Annotated in this window: 18 protein-coding genes and 1 other annotated feature; of the genes, 10 read left to right on the forward strand and 8 right to left on the reverse strand. The window is 47.3% G+C overall.

The genetic code is table 11. From position 1 onward, the window contains the following. Positions 1 to 297: 297 nt before the first annotated feature. The 3 genes from hemH to FFM80_RS07355 all read right to left on the reverse strand — a co-directional run bounded on the left by hemH (position 298) and on the right by FFM80_RS07355 (position 4,579). Complete coding sequence (hemH, locus tag FFM80_RS07345; RefSeq protein ID WP_137640212.1) at positions 298 to 1,254, reverse strand: ferrochelatase; 957 nt, start codon at positions 1,252 to 1,254, stop codon at positions 298 to 300. A gap of 272 nt (positions 1,255 to 1,526) precedes the next feature. Then, positions 1,527 to 3,197 (reverse strand): acetolactate synthase large subunit, encoded by a 1,671-nt coding sequence (locus FFM80_RS07350; RefSeq protein ID WP_223877317.1) that lies wholly within the window; start codon positions 3,195 to 3,197, stop codon positions 1,527 to 1,529. 2 nt (positions 3,198 to 3,199) lie between these two features. After that, on the reverse strand, positions 3,200 to 4,579 hold the full coding sequence (locus FFM80_RS07355; protein WP_137640213.1) for an amino acid permease: 1,380 nt from the start codon (positions 4,577 to 4,579) through the stop codon (positions 3,200 to 3,202). Positions 4,580 to 4,685: 106 nt separating this feature from the next. On the opposite strand from FFM80_RS07355, the gene mmuM reads away from it, so the two are divergent. Beyond that, positions 4,686 to 5,615 (forward strand): homocysteine S-methyltransferase, encoded by a 930-nt coding sequence (gene mmuM / locus FFM80_RS07360; RefSeq protein ID WP_137640214.1) that lies wholly within the window; start codon positions 4,686 to 4,688, stop codon positions 5,613 to 5,615. A 5-nt stretch (positions 5,616 to 5,620) separates the two neighbouring features. Next, a complete protein-coding gene (locus FFM80_RS14475) occupies positions 5,621 to 5,797 on the forward strand; it encodes a hypothetical protein (RefSeq protein ID WP_171001055.1) in 177 nt (58 codons plus the stop codon). A gap of 256 nt (positions 5,798 to 6,053) precedes the next feature. Here FFM80_RS14475 and FFM80_RS07365 read toward each other — a convergent pair whose 3' ends face one another. Next, entirely contained in the window at positions 6,054 to 6,773 is a 720-nt protein-coding gene (locus FFM80_RS07365; protein ID WP_137640215.1) for a hypothetical protein, read from the reverse strand. 419 nt (positions 6,774 to 7,192) lie between these two features. Between FFM80_RS07365 and metK the strand changes: the two genes are divergently transcribed. The 3 genes from metK (at position 7,193) to FFM80_RS07380 (ending at position 11,497) form a co-directional block, all read left to right on the forward strand. After that, on the forward strand, positions 7,193 to 8,392 hold the full coding sequence (gene metK, locus FFM80_RS07370) for a methionine adenosyltransferase (protein WP_137640216.1): 1,200 nt from the start codon (positions 7,193 to 7,195) through the stop codon (positions 8,390 to 8,392). Positions 8,393 to 9,276: 884 nt separating this feature from the next. After that, positions 9,277 to 10,794 carry an MDR family MFS transporter gene (locus FFM80_RS07375; protein WP_137640217.1) on the forward strand — a complete coding sequence of 506 codons (1,518 nt, stop codon included), beginning with the start codon at positions 9,277 to 9,279 and terminating at the stop codon, positions 10,792 to 10,794. Then, a complete protein-coding gene (locus FFM80_RS07380) occupies positions 10,778 to 11,497 on the forward strand; it encodes an alpha/beta hydrolase (protein WP_137640253.1) in 720 nt (239 codons plus the stop codon). Before FFM80_RS07375 ends, FFM80_RS07380 begins: the two co-directional genes overlap by 17 nt. A 157-nt stretch (positions 11,498 to 11,654) precedes the next feature. Here the strand turns inward: FFM80_RS07380 and FFM80_RS07385 are convergent, their stop codons facing one another. Continuing rightward, the gene (locus tag FFM80_RS07385; protein ID WP_137640218.1) at positions 11,655 to 12,338 is read right to left on the reverse strand and encodes an EAL domain-containing protein; all 684 of its coding nucleotides are present in this window, start codon (positions 12,336 to 12,338) and stop codon (positions 11,655 to 11,657) included. 179 nt (positions 12,339 to 12,517) lie between these two features. Between FFM80_RS07385 and FFM80_RS07390 the strand changes: the two genes are divergently transcribed. After that, positions 12,518 to 13,873: an FAD-dependent oxidoreductase gene (locus FFM80_RS07390; RefSeq protein ID WP_137640219.1), complete on the forward strand. Its 1,356-nt coding sequence runs from the start codon at positions 12,518 to 12,520 to the stop codon at positions 13,871 to 13,873. Positions 13,874 to 14,006: 133 nt separating this feature from the next. On the opposite strand, the gene mnmM is transcribed toward FFM80_RS07390, so the two are convergent. Beyond that, positions 14,007 to 14,573 (reverse strand): tRNA 5-(aminomethyl)-2-thiouridylate-methyltransferase MnmM, encoded by a 567-nt coding sequence (mnmM, locus tag FFM80_RS07395; protein ID WP_464968904.1) that lies wholly within the window; start codon positions 14,571 to 14,573, stop codon positions 14,007 to 14,009. Positions 14,574 to 14,598: 25 nt separating this feature from the next. Then, positions 14,599 to 15,255 (reverse strand): phosphatase PAP2 family protein, encoded by a 657-nt coding sequence (locus FFM80_RS07400; RefSeq protein ID WP_137640221.1) that lies wholly within the window; start codon positions 15,253 to 15,255, stop codon positions 14,599 to 14,601. 340 nt (positions 15,256 to 15,595) lie between these two features. Further along, positions 15,596 to 15,808, forward strand: a binding site (T-box leader). 151 nt (positions 15,809 to 15,959) lie between these two features. Between FFM80_RS07400 and leuS the strand changes: the two genes are divergently transcribed. From leuS to FFM80_RS07415, 3 genes are all read left to right on the forward strand, one after another. After that, positions 15,960 to 18,383 (forward strand): leucine--tRNA ligase, encoded by a 2,424-nt coding sequence (leuS, locus tag FFM80_RS07405; RefSeq protein WP_137640222.1) that lies wholly within the window; start codon positions 15,960 to 15,962, stop codon positions 18,381 to 18,383. 1,006 nt (positions 18,384 to 19,389) lie between these two features. Next, positions 19,390 to 21,060, forward strand: a complete 1,671-nt coding sequence (locus tag FFM80_RS07410; protein ID WP_137640223.1) for a putative polysaccharide biosynthesis protein — start codon at positions 19,390 to 19,392, stop codon at positions 21,058 to 21,060. Between the two features lie 7 nt (positions 21,061 to 21,067). Beyond that, positions 21,068 to 21,805: a pseudouridine synthase gene (locus FFM80_RS07415; protein WP_137640224.1), complete on the forward strand. Its 738-nt coding sequence runs from the start codon at positions 21,068 to 21,070 to the stop codon at positions 21,803 to 21,805. 53 nt (positions 21,806 to 21,858) lie between these two features. Here the strand turns inward: FFM80_RS07415 and FFM80_RS07420 are convergent, their stop codons facing one another. Further along, complete coding sequence (locus FFM80_RS07420; protein ID WP_137640225.1) at positions 21,859 to 22,686, reverse strand: NAD(P)H-hydrate dehydratase; 828 nt, start codon at positions 22,684 to 22,686, stop codon at positions 21,859 to 21,861. A 538-nt stretch (positions 22,687 to 23,224) separates the two neighbouring features. Here FFM80_RS07420 and pepV point away from each other — a divergent pair. Continuing rightward, positions 23,225 to 24,628, forward strand: a complete 1,404-nt coding sequence (pepV, locus tag FFM80_RS07425; RefSeq protein ID WP_137640226.1) for a dipeptidase PepV — start codon at positions 23,225 to 23,227, stop codon at positions 24,626 to 24,628. Positions 24,629 to 24,635 lie beyond the last annotated feature (7 nt).

Below are 24,635 nucleotides of genomic sequence, written 5' to 3' on the forward strand. Positions count from 1 at the left end.
AATTTAGTTATAGTTTAGCATATGTGGTTGATGGCGGGGGCGCAATCAGGGAATTCCTGATGAGGGCAATCAGCAACAGTCGTGTAACTGATTGGCTCGGTTAAGCCTAATCGTTGCCACAATGATAGTCGGATATGTAGGTAGCAGGCCATCACGATGTCACCTGCGAGGATACTCGTCTGGAACCGGGGTAGGCCCTTTTGACGCGCTATGAACAGGACAATGAAAGGCTGGCTAATAAGCTGGCAACTGACTGTTACCAGCCGGTTACTGAGCTCGACTCATTCAACCGCAACGTTAGGCGTCATGGATTTGTGCTGCCCACCAGCGTGTGGCCAAGTCCGCTAAAAATTGACTAAAGCGCGGATTATCATTCATTGGTGGCACTAGGTCAAAGCGATTGCCGCCACTGGCACGAAAAGTCTGGTAGTTTTGAATATGGTCTTCTTCGATCGTTGCTAGGCAGTCGACAACAACCGAAGGGGTCACAATGAGAACATTGCGCTGTCCTTTTTCAACGAGGGTCATTAGCTCAGTCTTTAGGGCCGGTTTCAACCATGGCAATGGGCCAAAGTTGGATTGGAACGCAGTGCTGACACGCTCCGCTGGTAAATCAGGCAACCGTTGTAGGACGGCTTTAGTGGTCGCCAAGCATTCTTGCAAATAGGGATCACCATGGCGCACCATCGCCGTGGGAATGCTATGATAACTGAAAATGACCCGGTCATAATTATGTTGGTCATAGCTAGCTTGCACTTGGTCGGCCAACAGTTGTAGATAGTCGGGTTCATCGTAAAAGTGTTTGATGAATGTGATGGGCACGTCACTGGCTTCGGCTTGGGTCAAAATGGACTGATGGGTCCTTTGGGTGTATTGCGGAAAGAGTGGTAAGACGATTACTTGCGGACACCCCGCGGCGGCCATGTGTTTTAATGTCTGACCGATGGCGGGTTCACCATAAGTCATGGCTAAGCTAACTTTCCAATGTGGTAAGTTAGCTTGCACTAAATCACGGATTTGCCGCGACCGGATAACTAGTGGCGAACCAGCTGCCAGCCAACTATCACGATAGCAGGCGGCTGAATGCCAAGTGCGTAGTGGCAAAATCAAACCGCGCAATAAGGGCTGCCACAATGCTGGTGGCAGTGTGGTGATATTGGGATCACTTAAAGAACGCGTTAAATATTGTTTGACGTCGGCAGTTTGCGGCGATGCGGGTGAACCGGTATTTACAAGTAATAAGCCTGGTCGCATAGTTGACCACTCCTTTCAACTGATATCGGGTTCATTATGCCATAAAATCAGCTGTAAAAATGGATTAACGCCTTGAATTGTTGCGGTTATCAAGCGATAAGCACGGGATTAGTTTGGTAAGTCAATATACAAAGTGACACTGGGTTAATGATAAAAGTGGGGTAGCTATTGAAGACTAGTCAAGTAAGTCTAAAAAATGATCGCTAACGACTTGCCATCTAACAAGTTGTTAGCGATCATTTTAAGCTGTACTGGTATTTAGAAGTTAGCGGTTAAATTCGAATCGTCGTATTTCCAAGTTTTTCAATTAACTTCAAGTTTTCACGATAGTCAACCGGCACCGTAATAATATGCACGCCAGTCTTAGCGGCAACGGCTTGTTTCAGCATTGGTTCGAACTCGCTGGCTTTTGTTACGCGGTAACCCACGGCACCGAAACTTTCAGCGTATTTGACGAAGTCTGGATTACTGAAGTCGACTTCATCATGGTGTTCGAGCTCCATGTCCATCTTCCACTTGATCAAGCCATATGAAGCATCTTCCCAAATGACGATGACCAGGTGTAGCTTTTCGCGCATTGCGGTTTCGATCTCTTGGGAATTCATCATAAAGCTCCCATCGCCCATCACGGCGACCACCGTGCGGTCTGGGTAGGCGAGTTTAGCGCCTAATGCTCCGGGCAATGTCCAGGACATCGTTGACAGGCCGTTGTCAATTAAGCAAGTGTTGGGTAGGTAAGTCTGATACAGCCGCGCCATCCACATCTTAACGGCCCCGGTATCGACTAGTACGATGTCATCATCGGCTAGCGCAGCGCGGGTGTCGTTAACGATTTTTTGCGGCAACATTGGGAATGCGTCACTGGCGGCTCCCGTGGCAAGTTCTTTTTGAATCATTTCGCGAATGACTGGTTTGCGATTAGCGTAGTGAATATCCTGTTCTCTTAGTGCAGCGATTAAGGCGGCTAAGCTTGGTCGGATGTTGGCGATAATGTTGAGTGTGACATCGTAATGACTATCGGTATCTTGACGGAACATGTTGATATGGATAATCTGCTTGTCACCCCGCGGATTGATCTTCTTTGGATCGAATTGCTGAATCGAAAAGCCAATCGCGATAATTAAGTCAGCATCATCAAAGGCAAAGTTTTCATAGTCTTTGCGCATGAAGCCCACGACCCCGAGAGCATTTTTATGCCGGTCGGACAAGACCCCCTTACTCATAAAGGTAGTGGCAACGGGAATATCTAAGAGTTCACTTAGTTGTTGGACGTATTGTTCCGCGTGTTTCCAAGTGACCCCATCGCCAGCCAAAATAATCGGGTGTTTGGCACCGGCGATTAACTTAACGGCCTTGTCGATATCACTGGCGGTCGGTTGGGTGACGGAAATTGGGGCAATCGGTAAGGGCTTGCTATCAGCATCAGCTGGCGCCATCTCAACGTCTTGGGGGATTGACAGGTACGTTGCGCCCGGCTTGTCGCGTTTGGAAATCGAGAATGCTTTGCGGACCATTTCGGGCACCGCGTGAGACGTCAGTACCATGTTGGCGTATTGGGTCACCGGCTTAAACATGGAGACGAGGTCGATGACTTGGTGGGACTCTTTATGCAACCGATCCAAGCCGCCTTGCGCGCTAATGGCAACGAGGGGGGTGGAGTTGGTTTCGGCATCCGCGACGCCTAACAATAAATTAATGGCGCCGGGACCTAGGGTGGCTACACAAACGCCGGGATTACCGGTTAAGCGGCCATAAACACTGGCCATAAAGGAAGCCCCTTGTTCATGCCGCGTTAAAATGAATTTGATTTTTGTCGATTTATTAATCGCATCGACTAAGTGAATATTTTCTTCGCCAGGAATACCAAAGACGTACTGGACGCCTTCATTTTCGAGACATGCAACTAATAATTGGGCGGTGTTTTGAGTCATTGGGACCGTCATAATTAACCTTCCTTACTGTGAGTAAATTTTTGATGAGCATAATAACCTAAATAGCAAATTGCGACAAATGGCAAAGTGTAATAAAGGGCGATACGTTGATTAGGATCAAACCAGATCAACAGACAGGATAAGCCGCTCAAAATAAACGCTAGCCAAGGGACGACTGGGTAGCCCGGTGTTTGATAGACTAAATCTTCAAGTTTGTGGCCGGCTTTCAAGTAAGCTTTGCGAAAGTTGAGCTCCGATAGGGCGATGGCCATCCAAACGAGTACGACGGCTAATCCTGAGATTGAGACTAACACGAGATAAACGGAGCCCGCAGCATAAACACTTGATAATAAGGCGAGAATCCCGCCTAACATGCTGGTAATCAGCGCCGGTAATGGCACATCGCGTTTGGTTGTTCGCTTAAAAATCTTTGGAATCGTGCCTTCATTAGCGAGTGACCACAGCATCCGTGTTGACGCGTATAAGCCGGAGTTAGCGGCTGACATGATCGCGGTTAAGACGACGAAGTTCATGATGTCCGCGGCATAGGGAATCCCGATGGCTTTAAAGACCAGCACGAAGGGACTTTGGGTGACACCGGCTTGTTGGTACGGAATCAGGGCGGCCATCACGAACATGCTGCCGACAAAGAAGATAATCAAACGCCACAGGGTGGTCCGAATCGCCGTGGGAATCGTGTGGGCGGGATCTTTAGTTTCGCCCGCAGTAATCCCGATGAGTTCGGTTCCTGAAAAGGCAAAGTTCACCGTCAACATGGTGGTAAAGACGCCGCCAAAGCCATTCGGGAACCAGCCGTTTTTGTAATAATTGCTAAGAAATGGGGCGTGGGCATGGCCTTGTAGATGTAGGACACCGACCATTGCCAAGCCGCCTAGAATAATGAAGGCAATAATTGCGACGACTTTGATACTAGCGAACCAAAATTCAGCTTCCGCAAACCAGCGCACAGACATCGCGTTGACGGTAAAAATCACGACCATAAAGACTAAACTCCAGATCCAAGTGGCGACATGTGGAAACCAGTGTTGCATAATTAAGCCGGCTGCTGTGAATTCTGAACCAAGGGCAATCGTCCACGTTAGCCAATATAAGATTGCCACGGTAAAGCCGGTTCCTGGGCCGATGTACTTTTTCGCGTAGACATGAAACGCGCCGGTGTAGGGCATGGCAACGGCCAGTTCGCCAAGGCACAGCATGACTAAATAGACTAGGACAGCCCCAATGGTGTACGCCAAGAGGGTGCCGATGGGTCCTGCTTCGTGAATTGTATAGCCGGAACTTAAAAAGAGCCCGGTCCCGATGACCCCGCCGAGCGAGATCATCAAGACGTGCCGGGACTCCATTTGCCGGTTGAGATGGGTCTGTTTTGCCATAAAGAATATCCGCCTACCTTGTCAGTTTGAATTAATTAGAATAAAATGAGTAAACTCACCAGTGTCATTAGAATACCATAACTTGATGGTCGAAAGGGAACTGATTATGTCAATAAATACATTGAAAACGCTATTACAAAAAGGAATCGTCATTACGGATGGGGCGATGGCGACGGAACTCGAAAAACGTGGGGTGGCAACGGATAGTGCGCTATGGTCGGCCACGGCGATGCAAAGTCAGCCGGCAGCGATTACGGCCGTCCATCAAAGTTATTTTGCGGCCGGTGCGCAGATTGCCACGACGAATACCTATCAAGCCAATGTCCCGGCATTCGTACAAGCCGGAATTCCGGCTGTTCAGGCGCGGCAACTCATTCAAAAAGCGGTGATGTTAGCGAATCAAGCCAGAGATGACTATGCGGCTCACCATGCTGATTTTCAAGGCGTGGTCGCTGGTAGTATTGGCCCATACGGCGCGTACTTGGCCGATGGTAGTGAGTATACGGGCAAGTATCAGCTAGATGCCGTAGCGTATCAAGCTTTTCATCGTGAACGGCTACAGTTGATCACCCAAGTGGGCGTCGATGTGTTGGCCTTAGAAACGATGCCCAACTTTGAAGAAGTTCAAGCGCTCGTTAACTTAGTGACGACGGAATTCCCGGCTCAGCCATATTGGGTTAGCTTTAGTATTGAGAATCCCACCACGTTATGTGATGGAACCGCACTGGCGGCTGCAGCACGTTGGGTTGCCCAACAGCCAAATGTGGTAGCGGTCGGGGTTAACTGTACCCGCTTAGAAAACATTGAACCAGCCTTAAAAACATTGCGGGCTGCCGTCAGAATCCCGTTGATTGTTTATCCTAATTCTGGCGATGAATATGATCCAATCACGAAAACGTGGCAACCAAAGGCGGATAGCCAGCCTTATGCGTCATTTGTGCCTAGCTGGGTCGCAGCTGGGGCGGGCGTGATTGGTGGGTGTTGTCGGACAACGCCCGCGGATATTGCGGCCGCGGCTAAGCTCGTTGCGGGGTAAGTGCGATGATTCCAATTGGCTTATTGGTCGTCATCGTAACCTTGATGAGTTGGTGGTTGGTGCATCTTTATTGGCATCGGCGTAGCTGGCGCATATTTTGGGCAACTTTAGCAGTTCTATTAACCGTGATCGATATTGCTTGGATTGTATTCATGATTAGAATGGCAACCGTGGTCGATTAAAAAAACACCAACTCAGCTAAATGGGTTGGTGTTTTTGTGTGTCTGAGATGACGCTTGGTGAAAGTTAGCTTAAATAGCCACTCTGGTCCGCTCAGCGTTAGTTAATGGGAATTGAAAAGTTAACGATTGATTATTTTAAGGTCAGTTATTTATTTGACAGCTTTGAAGACTGTTCTTTGGCTTCAAAATGGCCCATGGCGTTCCAGTATTTTAGGAACTAACCGGCAGGCGACAATTTCAACTAACACCGAGCGTCTTAATATAGTAAAAACATAAAAATCAATTGCAATAACGCGTTGAGCATCAAATGTAGCCGAATCCGCCCAAATGACTGCTGTGTAAACCAAACTGCCACGGTCAAAATAATTGCAACGATGGTTTGCCAGGTCATCGGTTGTAAGAAAATGGTGATAACTAATAAGAGCCCACTTAAAGCCGAAACCAGTTGATTGATTTGGCGTTGTTTACTGAACGTCGGGACGTATAAAAAGACATAGCTGGCAGCCAAAGGAGCTAGTTTCCATAAAAAGGTCGTTGACAAGTAGTTATTCTGCAAAAAAAAGACGGCGACCGGGATGGTAAAGGTCATCACGATGCCAAAGACGACGAGCCCAAAATAGTTTTGCATGCCAAAACGTGGAATGGCCATCACGAACAACCAAACACTGCACGTTAAGAGTAGATATAATAGTTCCGATTCACGGGCGATGATATTGGTAAAGGCTAGCGCGATTGAAATGCCAATCGCAATCAGGCTCCACTGGGCGCGAATTCGTCGATCTAAAATAATAAAGACAGTGGCGGCAATTGCTAAGGTGTAGCCGATTAGCGGTAATTGTGAACTTGAAAATTGTGCCGTTTGGAACGATCGGCCATAATCAAGGGCCGCCCACCAACAAATAATGCTTTGGATGATCGTGAAAAGGCCTAATTGGACGTAATCACGGTTGAGTTTAAGTTTTCCGATTCGAATCATTGGTCACAGCTCTTTCTGGTTAATACGATTGATGCTAATTGAATTGAGGGCCGCCCGTCGTTAACGATTTACTTTAGGAACCAACCGACAGGCGACCATTTTAACTAGCAACAAAAGTTGTTTAATATTTTAATCGTACCATAGGGCGCGTGTCCGTCAATCATTTGGAAAGAATCTTTAATAATTTACTAAATTGTGGTAGAGTGGTACAGTTATGAGCCGTTCCCGAAAGGATAAGAGAGCGTTTGGGCTGAGTGGCCGAAACGTGCTCTGACAAGCTGATGGCTCCGCTTGGCTACACTAATCAACCACTGCCAAACCCGCAGTAATTGATTAGTTAGGCCATGCTCACCATCAACCCGCTTGTCAGACCACTCTTAGATGCCTTGTAACCGAAATATCAAAGGGGGAATTATAAAATGAGTGAAAGACACCTTTTTACATCTGAATCAGTTTCTGAGGGCCATCCAGATAAAATCGCGGATCAAATCAGTGATTCGATTTTAGATGCAATGTTGGAACAAGATCCAAAAGCGCGGGTTGCCGTGGAAACGTCCGTTACGACTGGCTTAGTGTTAGTTTTCGGTGAAGTTTCAACGACTGCTTACGTTGACATTCAAAAAGTCGTCCGCAATACGATTAAGTCAATCGGATATACGGATGGCCAATACGGGTTTGATGGTGACAACTGTGCTGTTCTAGTTGCATTAGACGAACAGTCACCAGATATTGCCCAAGGGGTCGATGACTCCTTGGAAAACCGGGAAGGTGACGGTGATCCGCTCGATCAAATCGGGGCCGGTGATCAAGGGATGATGTTTGGCTATGCCATTAACGAAACGCCTGAATACATGCCGTTACCAATCTCATTGAGCCATCGTTTGATGCGCAAGATTGCGGCACTCCGCAAGGCTGGCACTATCAAATGGTTACGGCCCGATGCTAAATCTCAAGTGACGGTTGAATACGATGACGCTGGGCAACCACAACGGGTTGATACAGTCGTTGTGTCAACGCAACATGATCCTGATGTTGACTTAGCCACGATTCGCCAAACGGTGATTGACCAAGTCATCAAGGCCGTGATTCCTGCTAACTTGTTAGATGATCAAACTAAGTATCTCGTGAACCCAACCGGTCGTTTCGTGATTGGCGGGCCACAAGGTGATGCTGGTTTGACTGGTCGGAAGATTATCGTGGATACTTACGGTGGTTTCGCTCATCATGGTGGTGGTGCGTTCTCCGGTAAGGATGCGACGAAGGTTGACCGTTCTGCAAGTTACGCCGCGCGTTACATTGCGAAGAACATTGTCGCAGCCGGCTTAGCTGACCAGATTGAAGTCCAATTAGCGTATGCGATTGGGGTTGCCAAACCAGTTTCAATCGCCGTTGATACGGCTGGTACTGGTAAGGTGAGCGATGATGCTTTAATTGAAGCTATTCGCAAAAACTTTGATTTACGTCCAGCTGGGATTATTCAAATGTTAGACTTGCAACGGCCAATTTACCGTCAAACGGCGGCTTATGGTCATTTCGGTCGGACTGACATTGACTTACCTTGGGAACATACTGATAAAGTTGACGCCTTAAAAGCTGAATTTGAAGAACTTAATAAATAAAACGGTGACGATTCCAACAGATCGTGACGGTCTGTAGGTACTCGACGCTAAAAGCGACCTCTTTTTGGGGTTGCTTTTTTATTATGGTCAGAGTGTTCAGGCCAACGGGTTGCCAATGAGCATTGCCTAGCCTAAGACTGAAGGTGGGCTTTACCTTTAGTCTTGGGCGTAGCAAGCGGAGTTGGCAGTTGGCCTGAACACGTTTCGGCAAATTAGTAAAAGCGGTAGGTAGTAACTTGGCCATGCCTGATTGAAATAATAAGTATGCTTAGTATTAGTGAGATTAAGTTGCCACTCTGGTTGGTCCAGCATCGGCTGGAACGTGGTGGCCGCGTTTTCGAGCCGAAGGGCGGTCTCGAAAGCCGGGCTTTATCTAAGTCGAAACCCACGACTAAGATAAATGACACCACTGAGCCAATGCTGGACCGCCCGGCGTTAATGAACGGGTGGCTATGAATGAACGTTGATTTTTTATCAGGTCTCTTAGCTGAGTGGTCGACGGTAATTCTGACTAGTACCAAGGGTATTACAAGCATACTTGTTACAATTAAAAACGGTGCATGTTGATTGAATAGGTCAGTATGCGAAGACTATTGATTTTGGGACATATTTCAACGGTATTACTTGGCTAAAAATGAATTTGTCCTAAACCATAATCACAACAAAGCACTTAATTAGCGCAGGGCGGGCTGGATTGATGCTCAGTGGTGTCGTTTGACTTAGAGCGGGTGACTTTCCCGGTCTTAGTCAAAGCCCGGCTTGTGAGACCGAACTGTGGCTCACAAACGCGGCCACCACGTTCCAGCGTCAAGCCAGCCCAACCACAGCGGCAAGTAACACTAAACTAACGAGACTTAACTAAAGAAAAAGAGAAGGAGAAACACATGCAGCAACGTAAAACCAACGTGATGGCAGTCACAATTGCTATCTACGTGGCCACGTTCATGAGTGCGATTGAAGGGACGATTGTCTCAACCGCGTTGCCGACTATTGTCGGCGACTTGCACGGGGTCGCATTAATGAACTGGGTCTTTTCGATTTATTTATTGACTAACGCCATGATGACGCCGATTTACGGTAAGTTGACGGATTTAGTCGGCCGTAAACCCGTCATGCAAGCGGGGTTATTGATTTTTATTATTGGGTCTATGATGAGTGGTCTATCTGACTCGATGCCCACGCTGATTTTTTGGCGGGCGATTCAAGGGATTGGGGCCGGGGCGTTGATGCCAGTCTCCATGACGATTATTGCCGATATTTATTCGTTCGAACGACGGGCAAAAGTTCTCGGATTTAACAGTTCTGCGTGGGGGATTGCTTCCGTGCTGGCGCCGTTAATCGGGGGCCTGATCGTGGATAAGTTAAGCTGGCATTGGATTTTCTTCATTAACGTGCCAGTCGGATTGATTACGTTAGTCCTATTCCAAGTTTATTTGCGTGAACCGAAGCGACATAATGACGTTAAAGTCGATTATCTGGGCAGTTTTTGGTTAATGCTATTCTTACTTTGCTTGATGCTCAGCTTCCAATTATTAGGGAATGCGACAATTAGTTGGCCAGCCGTTATTGGGGCATGGGTCATCAGTGCGTTAAGCTTGTGGCTCTTTATCCGACGCGAAAGTCGAACTCCTGAACCGGTTATTTCACTGAAGTTGTTTAAAAACCATACTTTTGTGATTCAAAATGCGGTTGCGGCTTTAATTAGTGGGTTTTTGATGGGGGTAGAAGTGTACATTCCAACTTGGACGCAAGGTATCCTGGGTGTGCCGGCTTCCCTAGCTGGTTTCGCAGTGACACCGAGTTCACTGATGTGGATTATCGGGTCGTTTGTGACCGGTCGTTTATTGGCCAAATGGGCGCCGCGCCGCATTATCTATTTGAGTTTAGCCTTTATTGCGGTGACCGGGATTTGCTTAGCAGTGATTCCGGTTTCAACGGCGTTTGCTTGGTTCTTCTTGATTACTGCCGTTGGTGGGGTTGGTTTCGGGATCGTGATTACGGCGACGACCGTGACCTCACAGCATTTAGTGTCACCCAAAACAGTCGGGGTCGCAACATCGTTTAATACGTTGAGTCGAACGATTGGCCAAACATTGATGATCTCAGTCTTTGGGATTGCGTTAAACGTGGGGATGAATCAGGGGATTCAAAGCCATCCAGGGACGAATATGGCAATGATGAACAAGCTGATCAATCCACAAACAGCGACTGAATTACCCGCTAAGTTATTACCAACGTTGCGCGGTATTTTGTATACCGGTCTCCATTGGGTCTACCTAATTGGACTTGGGTTGATTCTCCTAGCCGCCCTAGTGAATAGTCTAGATCGTGGCCCTCAACTGACCGCGGCACAACACGCTGAAAAATTACATCGAGCTGAACATGATGAAGCGACGGACTAAGGTTGTATGGGCCATCCTAATCGGGCTGCTGGTTAGTTTAGCCGCTGGTTACGGGGTCGTCAAAGCCAAAACGTATGGTCCTAGTCAAGCGGCCCAAACTGCAGTCAAAACGGCAACGGTCACGTCCAATTATACTGAATTTAAAGGTCAGGCATCGAAAACGGCCATTGTTTTTTATCCCGGGGCTCTTGTTGACCCAGCGAGTTATAGTAGCTGGGCCAAGCGGGTGGCTCAACAAGGTCACAGTGTCTACCTGATGCATTTTCCGCTGGATCTAGCGGTGTTGGCCGGTAATCGAGCAGATAAAGTGCCAAGTAAAGTCCGCCGCAACTATGTCATTGGCGGTCATTCATTAGGTGGCGTGATGGCGAGTCGCTATGCCGTCAAGCATCCTCGTGGTCTCAAAGGGGTCTTTTATCTCGCCAGTTATCCGGATAAGAAGGGCCGGCTTGACCAGACAACTTTACCGGCGCTTTCAATGACTGCCAGTCGTGATGGCGTGCTGAATTGGTCGCATTATCGGCAGAGCAAGGTTTATTTACCGGCGCACACCACCTTGGTTAAGATAATGGGTGGTAACCATGCTGGTTTCGGCAGCTATGGTCCGCAAAAAGGGGACCGGCCTGCAACTTTGACTAATGCGCAGCAGCAAGTTAAAGTGAGCCAGTATTTAACACGGTGGTTAACTAAAATAACTGAATAATGAGTCACAAAAACGCGCTTACAAATTGAAGTAGGCGCGTTTTTAATGGTGTGCTGCTTTCAAAGCGCGGTTAATTGGTTCGTCTCCGTTGACCAGTACGTTTTAACAGTCCAGTCCAGCCGGAGCGATGATAGCCGCAACTTAATCAATCAGCACACTAATAGTCGCCTGGCAGGCTTAAAAGCTGTGGCCGACTGAAATAATAGCCCTGTTTGAATTTAATGCCCAGTTCTTTACTGAGCTGATTGTCGGCGTGATCTTCAATACCTTCCAAGACGAGTCGGATGCCATATTCAATGCTAATGGCATGCCAAAAATGAATCTTTTGCTGAATATTCGGGTCTTTGAACTGCTGATTGAAATTTTGTAAGGCAAATTTGATTTCGGACACAAATGGCAGTAGATCCTGAATTTCGGTGAAGTAATTGTCACCGGTGCCAACGTCATCGAGTGAGAGCTGCATGCCGTACTTGAGGAAGCGCTTTAATTGCGGGACTATGTCAGCGACCGGATACTTTTTAGGCGCATCTTCTTCGGTCAATTCGATGACGAGTTTGGTTGGATAAAGCTGCTCCTGACTTTTAATCAAGGCGTGCGCAATCGGTGTGGTCATCAGTTGCTCACGACTGACATTCACTGAACAGTAGCGGACTTTAACCGATAGGACTTTCGTAGTGGCAATTAAGAGGTCGGCAATAATTTGCGGATCAATGGCGGCAAAGGACTCTGGCAGCCGCCAGCCATCGCGGGTGAGTTGTTTCATCAATAGTTCATAACCAAAAATAGTCTTGGTCGCTGTATTGATTTGTGGTTGGACAAAATAGCGATAAATTGGTTTCAAATGAGGGGCCTCCCTAGCGGACTATTATGTCAATTACAATTAAAGTATACTATAATTAATTGTGAATGAATAAAAGAAAGCCTAAATTTGGCTAAGAATGGTTAAAAATATCGGCGACATGAGCGGTTGTGTCGTCATCTGGCCGATGAATTGGGTTTCGAATGAGGAAGGATGATTTGATGAAAGTCGTTGTCATTGGGTGTACCCATGCCGGTATTGCGGCCGTTAAACAAATTTTGAAAGTGTATCCAACGGCGGAGATTACGGTGTACGAACGGCAGGCCAACATTGCCTATTTGTCTTGTGCCACGTACTTACATATTGAAGGCACGGTGCAGCATTTGTCCGATGCAGTTTATGCCGAACCGGAAGAATTCACCAAGCAAGGGGTGCGGATGCAGCTCAAGCATGATGTCGTTCAAGTGAACGCGGCCGCCCACCAACTATTGGTACAAAATCTAGTCACGAAGCACTTGACGACCGATCATTATGATCGCTTAATCATGGCGACCGGTTCAATCACGGCCATTCCCGCGATTACAGGTATTGAGAATCCTAAGGTCATGTTGTGCAAGACTTATGATCAGGCGCATGATTTATGTCAAAATGCCGAAAGCTTTGACCGGGTCGCCGTGTTAGGTGGTGGCTATGTTGGCATTGAATTGGCAGAAGGGTATGTCAATTCCGGCCATCAAGTGACGCTGATTCAGCGCCCCAAGAGCTTATTGAACGCTTATGTTGAACCGGCGATTAGCGATGCGGTGGCGGCTGTTTTGAAGACACATGGCGTCACCGTCGTGCTAGGGACAGAAGTGACGGCCTTTGAAAATACGGCTGACGGCGATCTCCTGGTTAAAACGAGTCGTGGCGATTATCAAGTGGATATGGCCGCGATTAGTACCGGAATGTTGCCACAGACGGATCTGTTGGAAGGTCAAGTGAAGATGGCGGACAATGGCGCCATTATCACGGATGATTACATGCAGACATCGGATCCGGATATTTTTGCGGCGGGCGATGCGGCGCTCAGTCATAGTAACCCCGCGCATCAACTAATGTATGCCCCGTTAGTCTCCCATGCAATTCGCCAGGGTGCTTTAGCCGGAATCAATGTCTTTGACCGGCGCTTACGGACGATTGGGACGCAGAAGACGACCGGCATGCAAGTCTTTGACCAAACGGTGGTCGCGACCGGCTTAACACTGGCAGCTGCGCAAGCCGCGAATCTAAATGCGGCCCAAGTGGTTTACCGCGGGGCCTATCGCCCAGAATTTATGCCGGCCACGCCGATGGTCACAGTACATCTGATCTATGATCGTAATAATCGCAAGATTTTAGGTGCGCAACTAATGAGCGGTCATGATGTCTCCCAAGCGGCGAACACGGTGTCAGCCTTAATTCAAAATGGCGGAACGATTGATCAGTTAGCCTTTTTGGATACGCTATTTTCGCCGAACTTCAATGATTTATACAATTATTTGAACTTAGCGGGTCAGCTGGCTGTTGATCAGGAACAAGGGTATTTACGGACTTGAAAAATAAGCGTCTCAGAAATTTCTGAGACGCTTATTTTATACATGTTAGTTGAACTTGCCATCTGCCGGTTGGTTCCGAAAACGCCATGGGCCAACAGCGTGGCGTTTTAAGCTAACTAGCACCAAGCATCTATTAACGTTTTTGAATGGCAATTAAATAGGGTGGTTGATGAACTTGGTTAATAAAGCCATACTGTAAGACTTGAAAAGTTTGTTGGTCAAGTTGTGTCACGTGATCGTGAAGGGCTTGGGCCTCGGCCTGACCACCCGGATGTCCGGCGTAGACCATTAAAATGATGAGGCCATTCGTTGCTAAACGGTTTTCCAAAGCGGTCACCGCCGTTAAGGTCGTGGCAGCATGGGTAATAATGGTTTTGTCACCACCAGGTAAATAACCGAGGTTGAAAATGGCGCATTTGATGGGTTGGTCAGCTGGTAACACGGTGGCCAAAGTTTCATGACCAGCGTGAGTCAAGGTCACTGATGGTTGCAAGTGCGCATTTTCTAAGGCCGTGGCGGTATGCTCAATTGCTGCTTTTTGGATATCAAAGCCGTAGACATGGCCTTGGGGGCCGACTAATTTGGCTAGGTAAACGGTATCGTGGCCGTTACCAACCGTTGCATCTACCACGACATCACCGGGATCGACGACTTGATTGATTAACGTATGACTATAAGTTAAAGCTGAACTAAGTTGGATGAGGTTTCACTTCCTTACAAGCTGATTATGACCGGGACTTAAGTCGAATAGGGCCAGTCCGGTGGCCGGTCGTTAAGCGGGTACTGAGATATAGTAAATAACTGCCGAGCATGAGGCCGCCTAAGGTATCACTAGGATAATGGACGCCTACGATAATGCGGCTGACCATCATCAGTAAGATCATTAGGATGCCAAGTCCCAGCAGACTTCTTTTGAGAGTAGACTTTTTAAGTAAGTCCCAAGCAATGACGAGTAAACTACCAATTAAAAGCGTCGTGGTGGTCGAATGGCCGCTGGGGTAACTATAGCCGCCGATTTGAACCAGTCGCCAGGCGGTTGGACGCGGTCGTTGGATCAATTGTTTAATGAAGTAGTTGCCATAACCGCCTAAGACCCAGACGTTGATCCAGAAAAATAAAGTCGCCCGCGGTTGCCGCAGCAACAACAAAATCACACCCACAACGAGCGTGATGATGGTAATCATGTGTGGATTGCCCAGTTGGGTATAGCTGGTCATGAGTTGTTGGAACCATTGCGAACTGTGGTGCAGTGGGATTGCAATCGCTTGATCAAAGCGACTAATCATCGTCGCTGATTGCGCCACTGCGATGGTCCAGCCGAACCATAGGATTAATAACCCACTCATTAGGGTATCTTGGGTGCGCCATCTTTTATTGACCATTGCCCCACCTCCGTTAATTATCTCTAATCATTATAGCATTGTATTATTTTAGCGTTAACGAAATAATAATGAAATTAATTGCTGGCAACAAGATTAGCGGTCATTTATAGATCCTTGGACATTAACGGCGGCCGGATTAGCGTTAGTTCCTTTAGGTGTGGGGTTCGGTAGCAAGTTTTGACTTGAAAACATATTCATCCCATTTTAGTCGATGCCGAGCCAATCAGAGTTGCAAGTTGAAGTTAACGATTACTGGACAGTGTTTAACGATTATTTTGGTTGACAAGGTTAATAGTGCTTGAAAATCAGCACGGGGTTTGCTAGTATGGTAGTCAATAACTTTGCGACTCTGACAAGGACTAGTAGTCGCTGCTGCTTTTCAGAAACTCCGTGGTCGTTGCAAACGGGGATGCAGTGGTGGCGAACTCACCTTCGAGTCTTCCGGCTGAAGTCAGTTGTAGGTACGGACGTGGTTTCGCGTTAAGAAAACTCAAGAGGCCACGCTAGTCGTGGAATCATAGGTGGTACCGCGGAACCTCGTTTCGTCCTATAAGCGCTTTTTGCTTATAGGATTTTTTTGTAGCGTGCGAAGTTCCAGGCTACCGGAGTACGTTTCAACCCCAACACTGCAGCCAAACTCACTAAATCCAAAGTCATCAACCGCAATGCTAGCTACATAGCAGGCACAAGAAAGGGGCACAATTATGGCATACAACCATAAAGTCATTGAACGTAAATGGCAACATTATTGGAAGGTTAATAAGACCTTCAAGGCACAAGACACAACCGATAAACCTAAGTACTATGCATTGGATATGTTCCCTTATCCATCTGGTCAAGGGCTACACGTTGGGCATCCAGAAGGTTACACCGCCACGGATATTATGTCGCGGATGAAGCGGATGCAAGGGTTTAACGTCTTACATCCAATGGGGTGGGACGCTTTTGGCTTGCCAGCTGAACAATATGCTTTAAAGACGGGTCATAACCCGAAAGACTTTACGGCTAAAAATATCAAGAACTTTAAACGCCAAATCCGGTCATTGGGCTTTTCATATGACTGGGATCGCGAAGTTAATACGACTGATCCTAGTTATTACAAATGGACCCAATGGATCTTCGAACAATTATACAAGCGCGGTTTAGCGTATGAATCTGAAACGTTGGTTAACTGGGCCCCTGATATGATGGGTGGGACTGTGGTTTCTAACGAAGAAGTGGTTGATGGTAAGACGGAACGCGGTGGTTATCCAGTTTACCGGGTCCCAATGAAGCAATGGAGTCTTAAGATTACCGCTTATGCTGACCGTTTAATCGATGATTTGGATGATATCGATTGGCCAGAAAGCATTAAAGAACAACAACGTAACTGGATTGGTCGTTCAGTGGGGGCTTCGATTCGCTTCAACATTGAAAACCATCCTGATCAACAGATCGAAGTCTTTTCAACCCGTCCAGATACCTTGTATGGTGCTAGTTACATGGTCTTAGCCCCTGAACTAGACTTGGTCAATGAGGTCACGACACCTGAACAAGCTGAAGCGGTTAAAGCTTATAAAGCGAAGATTGCCAGCAAGTCTGACTTGGAACGGACTGACTTAAACAAGGATAAGACCGGGGTCTTCACTGGGAGTTACGCGATTAACCCAATTAATGGCGAAAAATTACCAATCTGGATCGCCGATTATGTCTTAGCATCATACGGGACTGGGGAAGTCATGGGTGTGCCGGCTCATGATGACCGCGATTTCGAATTTGCCCAAAAGTTTGGTCTCGATATCAAGCCTGTCATTGCTGGTGAAAATGATTATAGCAAGCAAGCTTACACCGAAGATGGCGAACATATTAACTCTGAATTGGTTAATGGGTTAACAAAACAACCGGCTATCGATAAAATGATCGACTGGTTAGTTGAACACGATGCCGGTGAAAAGAAAGTCAACTTCCGCTTACGGGATTGGATCTTCTCACGGCAACGTTATTGGGGCGAACCAATCCCAGTGATCCATTGGGAAGATGGCGAAACCACGTTGGTACCGGAAGATGAATTACCACTCCGTTTACCAGCCACGAAGAACCTTGAACCTTCTGGGACTGGTGAAAGTCCGTTAGCTAATATCGATGATTGGGTCAACGTTGTCGATAAAAACGGCCGTAAAGGGAAACGTGAAACGAACACGATGCCACAATGGGCCGGGAGTTCATGGTACTTCTTGCGTTACGTTGATCCACACAATGCCGAAGCTTTAGCTGACTATGATAAGTTGAAGTACTGGTCACCAGTTGATTTATACGTGGGTGGCGCAGAACATGCCGTCTTACATTTATTGTATGCCCGTTTCTGGCACAAGTTCTTGTATGACCTCGGCGTAGTGCCATTTAAGGAACCATTCCAGAAGTTAGTCAACCAAGGGATGATCTTGGGCGATAACCATGAAAAAATGTCCAAGTCCCGTGGCAACGTGGTCAACCCTGACGATATCGTGGAACAATACGGAGCCGATACGTTGCGGCTATACGAAATGTTCATGGGGCCATTGGAAGCTTCAATTCCATGGAGTACGGAAGGTTTGCACGGCGCTAACAAGTGGATCGAACGGGTTTGGCGATTGATTATTGATGAAAATAATCACGTGCGCGATCGGGTGACGACCTTTAACGATGGTAAGTTGACGAAAGTCTATAACCAAACTGTTAAAAAGGTTACTGAAGATTACGAAGCGATGCGCTTTAACATTGCCATCTCACAGATGATGGTCTTTGTTAACGAAGCGTACAAAGTTGATGATTTACCAATCGTCTACATTGAAGGCTTAGTGAAGTTATTGGCGCCAATTACGCCACACTTATCAGAAGAACTCTGGTCATTACTTGGTCATGAAAAGACGATTACGTATGCTACTTGGCCAACTTATGATGAATCTAAGTTGGTTGAAAGTACGGTCCAGATTGTCTTACAAGTTAACGGTAAAGTCCGGTCACATGCCGAAGTTGCTAAAGACATGGGTAAAGACGAACTTGAAAAGTTAGCCTTGGCCGACGAAAAAGTTAAAGAATTTACTGACGGGAAGACGATTCGCAAAGTCATCGCTATTCCTGGCAAATTAGTGAACATTGTCGCTAACTAAAATTAGGTTAATGAAGTTGTCATCAATTATGGTGGCAACTTTTTTTGTGTTGGGGTTTAGCTACACCTCCGCTGACCAGGTTGTACGCGGTGGGGCAGACCTGAAGCCTTAGGAACGGTCTTCAGGGCACTTTTTAGCCGAAAAACACGTCTAAAAAGCTGGCCCAGTCACTAAGACTGGCAGAGCACCAGTCAAAGTGACTCGACACGGCGTACAACCTGGTCAGCTCCGGTTTCGCAGCAAGTTTGAGTTGATTGGCAGAGTTGCCAATTGTCGATCGGTTGGCTTATAAAATGCTGGAATGCTGTGGATCGTTTTGAAGCCAAGTACGGTCCTTAAAACTGGCCTTGGCTATTCCTGAAAATCTCACCCATGCGGCAGAGTACTTTAGAAACCAACTTCTCGGCTAAAATTATTGATTGCAACGAATTAACGCCGGGCGGACCAGAATTGGCTCAGTGGTGTCGTTTATCTTAGTCGTGGGTTTCGACTTAGATAAAGCCCGGCTTTCGAGACCGGTCTATGGCTCGAAAACGTGGCCACCACGTTCCAGCCGATGCTGGGCCGACCAGAGTGGCAATTTAAGCCTACTAGCACTAAGCGTACTATTCTATAACTCATGTCACTTTTGAGATGAGTTGAGTAAACCGATAACTGTATTCGGTAAGTCATTTAAACAAGTTGTCGATTGAGTTGTCTAAAGTTCTTCAGCTGCGTTATATTTTAAGCAAAATTGGTAATCAATGTCTCAAATTTAGTGGTTGGGCCGACTTGATAGATGTGAGTTTTCGCGACTGCCAAGTGCCTTGAGAACTGGTGGTTAGGCTTCAGGTCTGTCCCGCAGTACACCAATGGGCGTAATTTACTGTTAATCAGGTCTTGAACCTGCGATGTCTAAAATCTTAAACGTTGCTTAAACTCCCCACGAACACCAGAATTGAATTGCAACTGTGCGATATTTCATCTAAAATGGTTAAGATTGAACTAAGAAAGTGGGTTACGAAACATGTCTGAGGAATCAAAAGCAAATCAGCCGCAAAATCCGCATATGAATTCGGAAGCTGACGCGCATCAAAAGATGGTGCGGGGATCGGCTTGGATGACGGCCGGCAGTCTCTTTTCACGGGTTCTTGGGGCCGTTTATATTATTCCCTGGGTGGCGTGGCTCGGTAGCAATTACGCGCAAGGTAACGCGTTGTTTGCGAAGGGCTATAATATTTACAGTTTCTTCCTATTAGTAGCGATTGGTGGGATTCCTTCTGCCATCTCGAAGCAAGTTTCAGAATATAATGCACAAAATGAATATGGCGTTGGTCAACGGTTGTTTAAGCGGGGCTTATTGTTGACGACGGCGATGGGAATTGTGGCTGGCTGTATCTTGTGGTTCGGTGCGAAACCGATTGGCTTTATTTTCGGTGGTAGTGATCCGAATATGATTCCGGTATTGCGGGCCTTAGCGATTGCCCTAGTAATTATTCCGTCGATGTCATTGACCCGTGGCTTTTTCCAAGGGTACCAACAGATGGCGCCGTCCGCAGTGTCCCAATTCGTTGAACAAGTCTTTCGCGTGGTCTATCTGTTAGGTGCGACCTACTTTATTATGCGGGTCCAGCGTGGGGATTGGGTCAATGCGATTACGCAGTCGACCTTTGCGGCGTTTATTGGGGCGGCCGCCAGTTTTTTGTTACTAGGGTGGTATTATTACCGGCAACGGCCGGAACTGAATCGTTTAGCCGCGCAAAGTAACGCGAAGCTGGTCATTCCAGTCTGGCAGTTGTTTAAAGATATTATTATCCAAGCGATTCCGTTTATCGTGATTGACACTGCGACGACGGTCTTTAACTTATTTGACCAAGCAACTTTCCAGCCAATTATGCAGCACGCTTTCCATATGAAAGTGTCCGTTATCAACACGTTGTATGCCTTATTTGCGTTCAACTCTAATAAACTAGTCATGATTATCGTCTCGTTGGCGGCCGCTATTGCGATTACGGTAGTGCCGTTATTATCTGAATCATTGGCGGCGCATAACTTACGGCAGATTCGAAAGCAACTGGAAGATGCGCTTATCTTGTTTTTGTTTATTATGATTCCAGGTTCTTTAGGGATGGCGGCGGTTGCTTATCCGTTAAATACGTTGTTTTATGGGTATGACGAATTAGGATCGTTGATTTTGCAGATTGCTTCATTTACGGCCATTTTACTAGGGCTGTTTACGGTGGTAACTGGCTTAATGCAAGGCTTGTCACGGAACAAAGATGTGATTCGATATTATCTGATTGGTTTAGTCGTCAAATTAGTGGTGCAGGTACCGTGTGTCATCTTTTTGTCGGCAGCGGGTCCGTTAGTTGCCACGGCGATTGGGATGGCTGTGGCCAGCATGCTTGTTTTATACGACCTCGAAGTTAACTTTGGCGTTCGATATGCAAAATTATTGCCCAAGGTAAATCGGATTTTGATTTACTCGATTTTTACTTATTTAGCGGCGACTTTGGTGGTTCATGGCTTGAATCTGGTCTTGAACGAGCAGAGTAAATTACAAGCGATGATTATTCTAATCTTAGCCGTAGCTGCTGGTGGGGTCGTTTATGGTTATTTTGCCTTGAAGTCCCATCTTGCTGATTTGATGATTGGTTCCCGGGCGGCCGGTTTACGGCGCAAGCTCCGGATTAAGTAGGTGTAGAATGCGAATAGATAAATTTTTACATGCGATGCGAATTGGCACGCGGACGCAAGTGCGTCGGTTGATCAAGGACGGGCACATTACCGCCAATGGTGAACGCGTGCTTTCTGGCAAGCAACAAGTTAATCCCAGTAGCGACGTGGTTTACTTGGATGAAGAGCCGGTACGCTACCAACAGTACTTTTATTATGTGATGAATAAACCCGTCGGTGCCATTACAGCGACAGTTGATGCGCAGGCGAAAACGGTGCTAGATCTCTTCAATACAACCGACTACCGGGATGATTTGTTCCCGGTCGGGCGGCTGGATAAAGATACGGAAGGCATCTTATTGATTACTAATGACGGTGCGTTGTCACATGCTTTGTTGGCCCCCGCTCACCACGTGACGAAAGTCTATGAGGCGGAAGTCACTGGTGAGATTACCGCCGATCAAGTGGCGGGATTTAATGATGGGGTCACGTTAAAAGACGGCACCCAGCTGCAGCCAGCTCAAGCTGAGATTGTCGCGTTTCATGAGATTGAGAACTTTACAACGTTACGGATTCAGATCCATGAAGGCAAGTATCATCAAGTTAAACGGATGATTGGGACGTTAGGCGAACGGGTGGTGCAATTAAAGCGCATCAAGTTTGGCTCCTTAACGTTGCCTGTCGGTTTGTTAGCGGGCAATTATCGCGCGTTAACGGATGATGAGCTGGTCGCTTTAAAAGCGGATGCCGGTCAAACTGAAAATTAAAATGAAGCACCGTTATCCGAGAACTGACTGGGTAACGGTGTTTTTTTGTAGGCCTAGACTTGACTGTAAGTGTGCATGTACTGCGGTAGTTGCGCGCTGATTTGATGGGGTAGCACCACGTATTGGGTCTGGGCTAAGTCATCGGCAATCGCGCTGTGTAAGTAGACTGCGCTTAAAATAGCCTTTGTGAAGTCATCGAATTGGGCTAAAAAGCCACCAACCATGCCGGCTAAGGTATCGCCCATACCACCGGTTGCCATCGCGGGGGTGCCACCGGGATTAATCCAAGCCTTTTTGCCACTGTAAACAGTCGTATGATGGGCTTTAACAACGGCCGTGACGTTGAGCCGTTGTGCGGCCAGCTGATTAGCAGCCGGGGTTTGGTCAGCAATTTTGAGACCACTGACCCGTTGCCATTCCATCTGATGGGGGGTTAGGACAACTTGACCGGTTAAGGCTGGTTGTCTGGTTGTGGCCAGTAGGGTTAAGGCAGAGCCGTCAATTACTAGGCGTTGCTTTGGCGTGACTGTTTTTAAGACTTGGGTCAAGAGCTTTGGGGCAACCACTTCGGTACCTAAGCCGGGGCCAATCACGATCACATCCATAGTCGCCAACAGGTCGTTGATTCGCTCGAAATCCGTATAGTCGACCACCATCGCTTCGGGTAATTGGGCATGCAGACTAGTGAAGTTGATGGGGTCAGTCGCGACCGTCACTAGGCCCGCACCGCTATATGTCGCGGCGGTGGCAGCCATGATAATGGCCCCACCAAAGTTCTGATTGCCGCCAATCAACATGATGCGGCCATAGGTGCCCTTATATGATTCGGCGGGGCGCTTAATAATGGTTTGACGGACTAACGCCGGCGTAATTGTTTGCAAAATAAGACCTGCTTTCTTGAATTTACTCTCAGTACGTTTGGTGTTAGTTGGTTTAAATTGTCACTCTGGTTGGTCCAGAATCGGCTGGAACGTGGTGGCCGCGTTTTCGAGCCACAGTGCGGTCTCGAAAGCCGGGTTTTATCTAAGTCGGAAAATCACCGACTAAGATAAACGACATCACTGAGCCAACTCTGGCCCGCCCGACGTTAACTAACGGATATTAAAAAATTAACGATTGATTATTTCAGTTTAGTCATTAGCCGAGAGGTTGATTCCTAAAATGCTCAGCCGTGTCGTTGGCCTTAGTGCGAGTGGTCTGCTCGGACTTAGGCCAAGGCCAATTTTGAAGACCGTGCTTTGGCTTCAAAATGGCCCATGGCGTTCCAGCGTTTTAGGAACCAACCGGCAGGCGGCAATTTCAACTAGCATCGAGCGTATTCTCAGTATAACATGCAGGTGGTGAGCGGTTGCTTAAGATTATTAAGTTGGCGTCACCTATGCTAAAATTAAGTAAACCAAATATTGGAGGAATTTATTAATGACAATTGATTGGCAAGCAGAAGCGGCTAAGCGCCAGGACGATTACTTAGCAGATTTAACCACGATGTTGCGGGTACCGAGTTTTCGAGATGACAGTCAGGCAACGGCCGATGCACCGTTAGGCCCCGGTCCGAAGCAAGCGTTAACGACGTTCTTAGCAATTGCCAAACGTGATGGCTTCAAAACCAAGAACATTGATAACTTAGTCGGCTATGCCGAATACGGCGAGGGTGACGAGACATTAGCCGTCTTAGCCCATGTCGATGAGATGCCCGCTGGTAACGGTTGGGATACCGATCCATTTGAACCGACCATTAAAGCGGGTAAGTTGTATGCTCGCGGTGCCTCAGATGATAAAGGCCCCGGGATGGCCGCCTATTACGGCTTGAAGATGGTCAAAGAACTTGGCCTGAAATTAAATAAAAAGATTCGGTTTATTGTTGGGACCGATGAAGAGAGTAACTGGACGGGGATGAAGCGGTACTTTGAAGTTGAACCGGCGCCAACCTTGGGCTTTTCACCCGATGCTGAATTCCCATTAATTAACGGCGAAAAAGGGAATGTCAGCTTACAAGTCCACTTTGGTGCGACTGATACCGGGGCAGTCAGCTTAATCAGCTTTGATTCCGGCTTGCGGGAAAACATGGTGCCCCGTGAAGCCGAAGCTATCATTGCCAATGCCGATGTTGACCAAGTGACGGCTGATTTTAAAACGTTCTTGGCTGACCAACCAGTGACGGGTACGGTAACTAATGATGCGCAAGGTCTTAAATTAGCCATCGTCGGAAAAGCGGCTCATGGGATGGAACCACGCAATGGGATTAATGCGGGGACTTACTTAGCCACTTTCTTAAACAACTATGCGTTTGCTGGGGATGCCCAAGCGTTCTTAAACTTTATTGCGACTAAATTACACAAGGATTCGCGGGTCAACCAATTAGGCTTAGCCTTTACTGATGAAGTGATGGGCGACTTAACGATGAACGTGGGCTTATTGCACTTTGATCATCAACAGGGCGGGGATTTGACCTTGAACTTCCGTTATCCAAAGGGAATCGAACCCGCTGATCTGACGAACGGCGTCACTGCACAATTACCAGCTGGGGCGACGGTCAGTCAAGATGACTTTATGGTGCCACATTATGTGGACCCTGAAGATCCAATCGTTAAGGATTTGATGGATGTGTATCGACGCCAAACTGGTGACAGTGCCTCACAACCAGAAATCGTTGGTGGTGGGACTTATGGTCGAATGATGAAGCGCGGTGTTGCTTTTGGGGCTTTATTCCCACATACTGAAGATACGATGCACCAAGCCAATGAATTCCAACCAGTTGCCGACTTAATGGCGGCGATGGCAATTTATGGCGAATCGATTGCGGTTTTAGCAACTGATCACTAATTAACTT

Source organism: Lactiplantibacillus dongliensis, from assembly GCF_005405105.1.
GTDB classification, from domain to species: Bacteria; Bacillota; Bacilli; order Lactobacillales; family Lactobacillaceae; genus Lactiplantibacillus; species Lactiplantibacillus dongliensis.

Bases quoted from the DNA above. Each gene is read 5' to 3' on its own strand.
- leuS (WP_137640222.1), top strand. From the start codon at position 15,960: ATGGCATACAACCATAAAGTCATTGAACGTAAATGGCAACATTATTGG.
- FFM80_RS07415 (WP_137640224.1), top strand. From the start codon at position 21,068: ATGCGAATAGATAAATTTTTACATGCGATGCGAATTGGCACGCGGACG.
- FFM80_RS07400 (WP_137640221.1), bottom strand. From the start codon at position 15,255: ATGGTCAATAAAAGATGGCGCACCCAAGATACCCTAATGAGTGGGTTA.
- mmuM (WP_137640214.1), top strand. From the start codon at position 4,686: ATGTCAATAAATACATTGAAAACGCTATTACAAAAAGGAATCGTCATT.
- FFM80_RS14475 (WP_171001055.1), top strand. From the start codon at position 5,621: ATGATTCCAATTGGCTTATTGGTCGTCATCGTAACCTTGATGAGTTGG.
- FFM80_RS07355 (WP_137640213.1), bottom strand. From the start codon at position 4,579: ATGGCAAAACAGACCCATCTCAACCGGCAAATGGAGTCCCGGCACGTC.
- FFM80_RS07380 (WP_137640253.1), top strand. From the start codon at position 10,778: ATGAAGCGACGGACTAAGGTTGTATGGGCCATCCTAATCGGGCTGCTG.
- FFM80_RS07390 (WP_137640219.1), top strand. From the start codon at position 12,518: ATGAAAGTCGTTGTCATTGGGTGTACCCATGCCGGTATTGCGGCCGTT.
- metK (WP_137640216.1), top strand. From the start codon at position 7,193: ATGAGTGAAAGACACCTTTTTACATCTGAATCAGTTTCTGAGGGCCAT.
- FFM80_RS07365 (WP_137640215.1), bottom strand. From the start codon at position 6,773: ATGATTCGAATCGGAAAACTTAAACTCAACCGTGATTACGTCCAATTA.
- FFM80_RS07350 (WP_223877317.1), bottom strand. From the start codon at position 3,197: ATGACGGTCCCAATGACTCAAAACACCGCCCAATTATTAGTTGCATGT.
- FFM80_RS07410 (WP_137640223.1), top strand. From the start codon at position 19,390: ATGTCTGAGGAATCAAAAGCAAATCAGCCGCAAAATCCGCATATGAAT.
- pepV (WP_137640226.1), top strand. From the start codon at position 23,225: ATGACAATTGATTGGCAAGCAGAAGCGGCTAAGCGCCAGGACGATTAC.
- FFM80_RS07375 (WP_137640217.1), top strand. From the start codon at position 9,277: ATGCAGCAACGTAAAACCAACGTGATGGCAGTCACAATTGCTATCTAC.
- hemH (WP_137640212.1), bottom strand. From the start codon at position 1,254: ATGCGACCAGGCTTATTACTTGTAAATACCGGTTCACCCGCATCGCCG.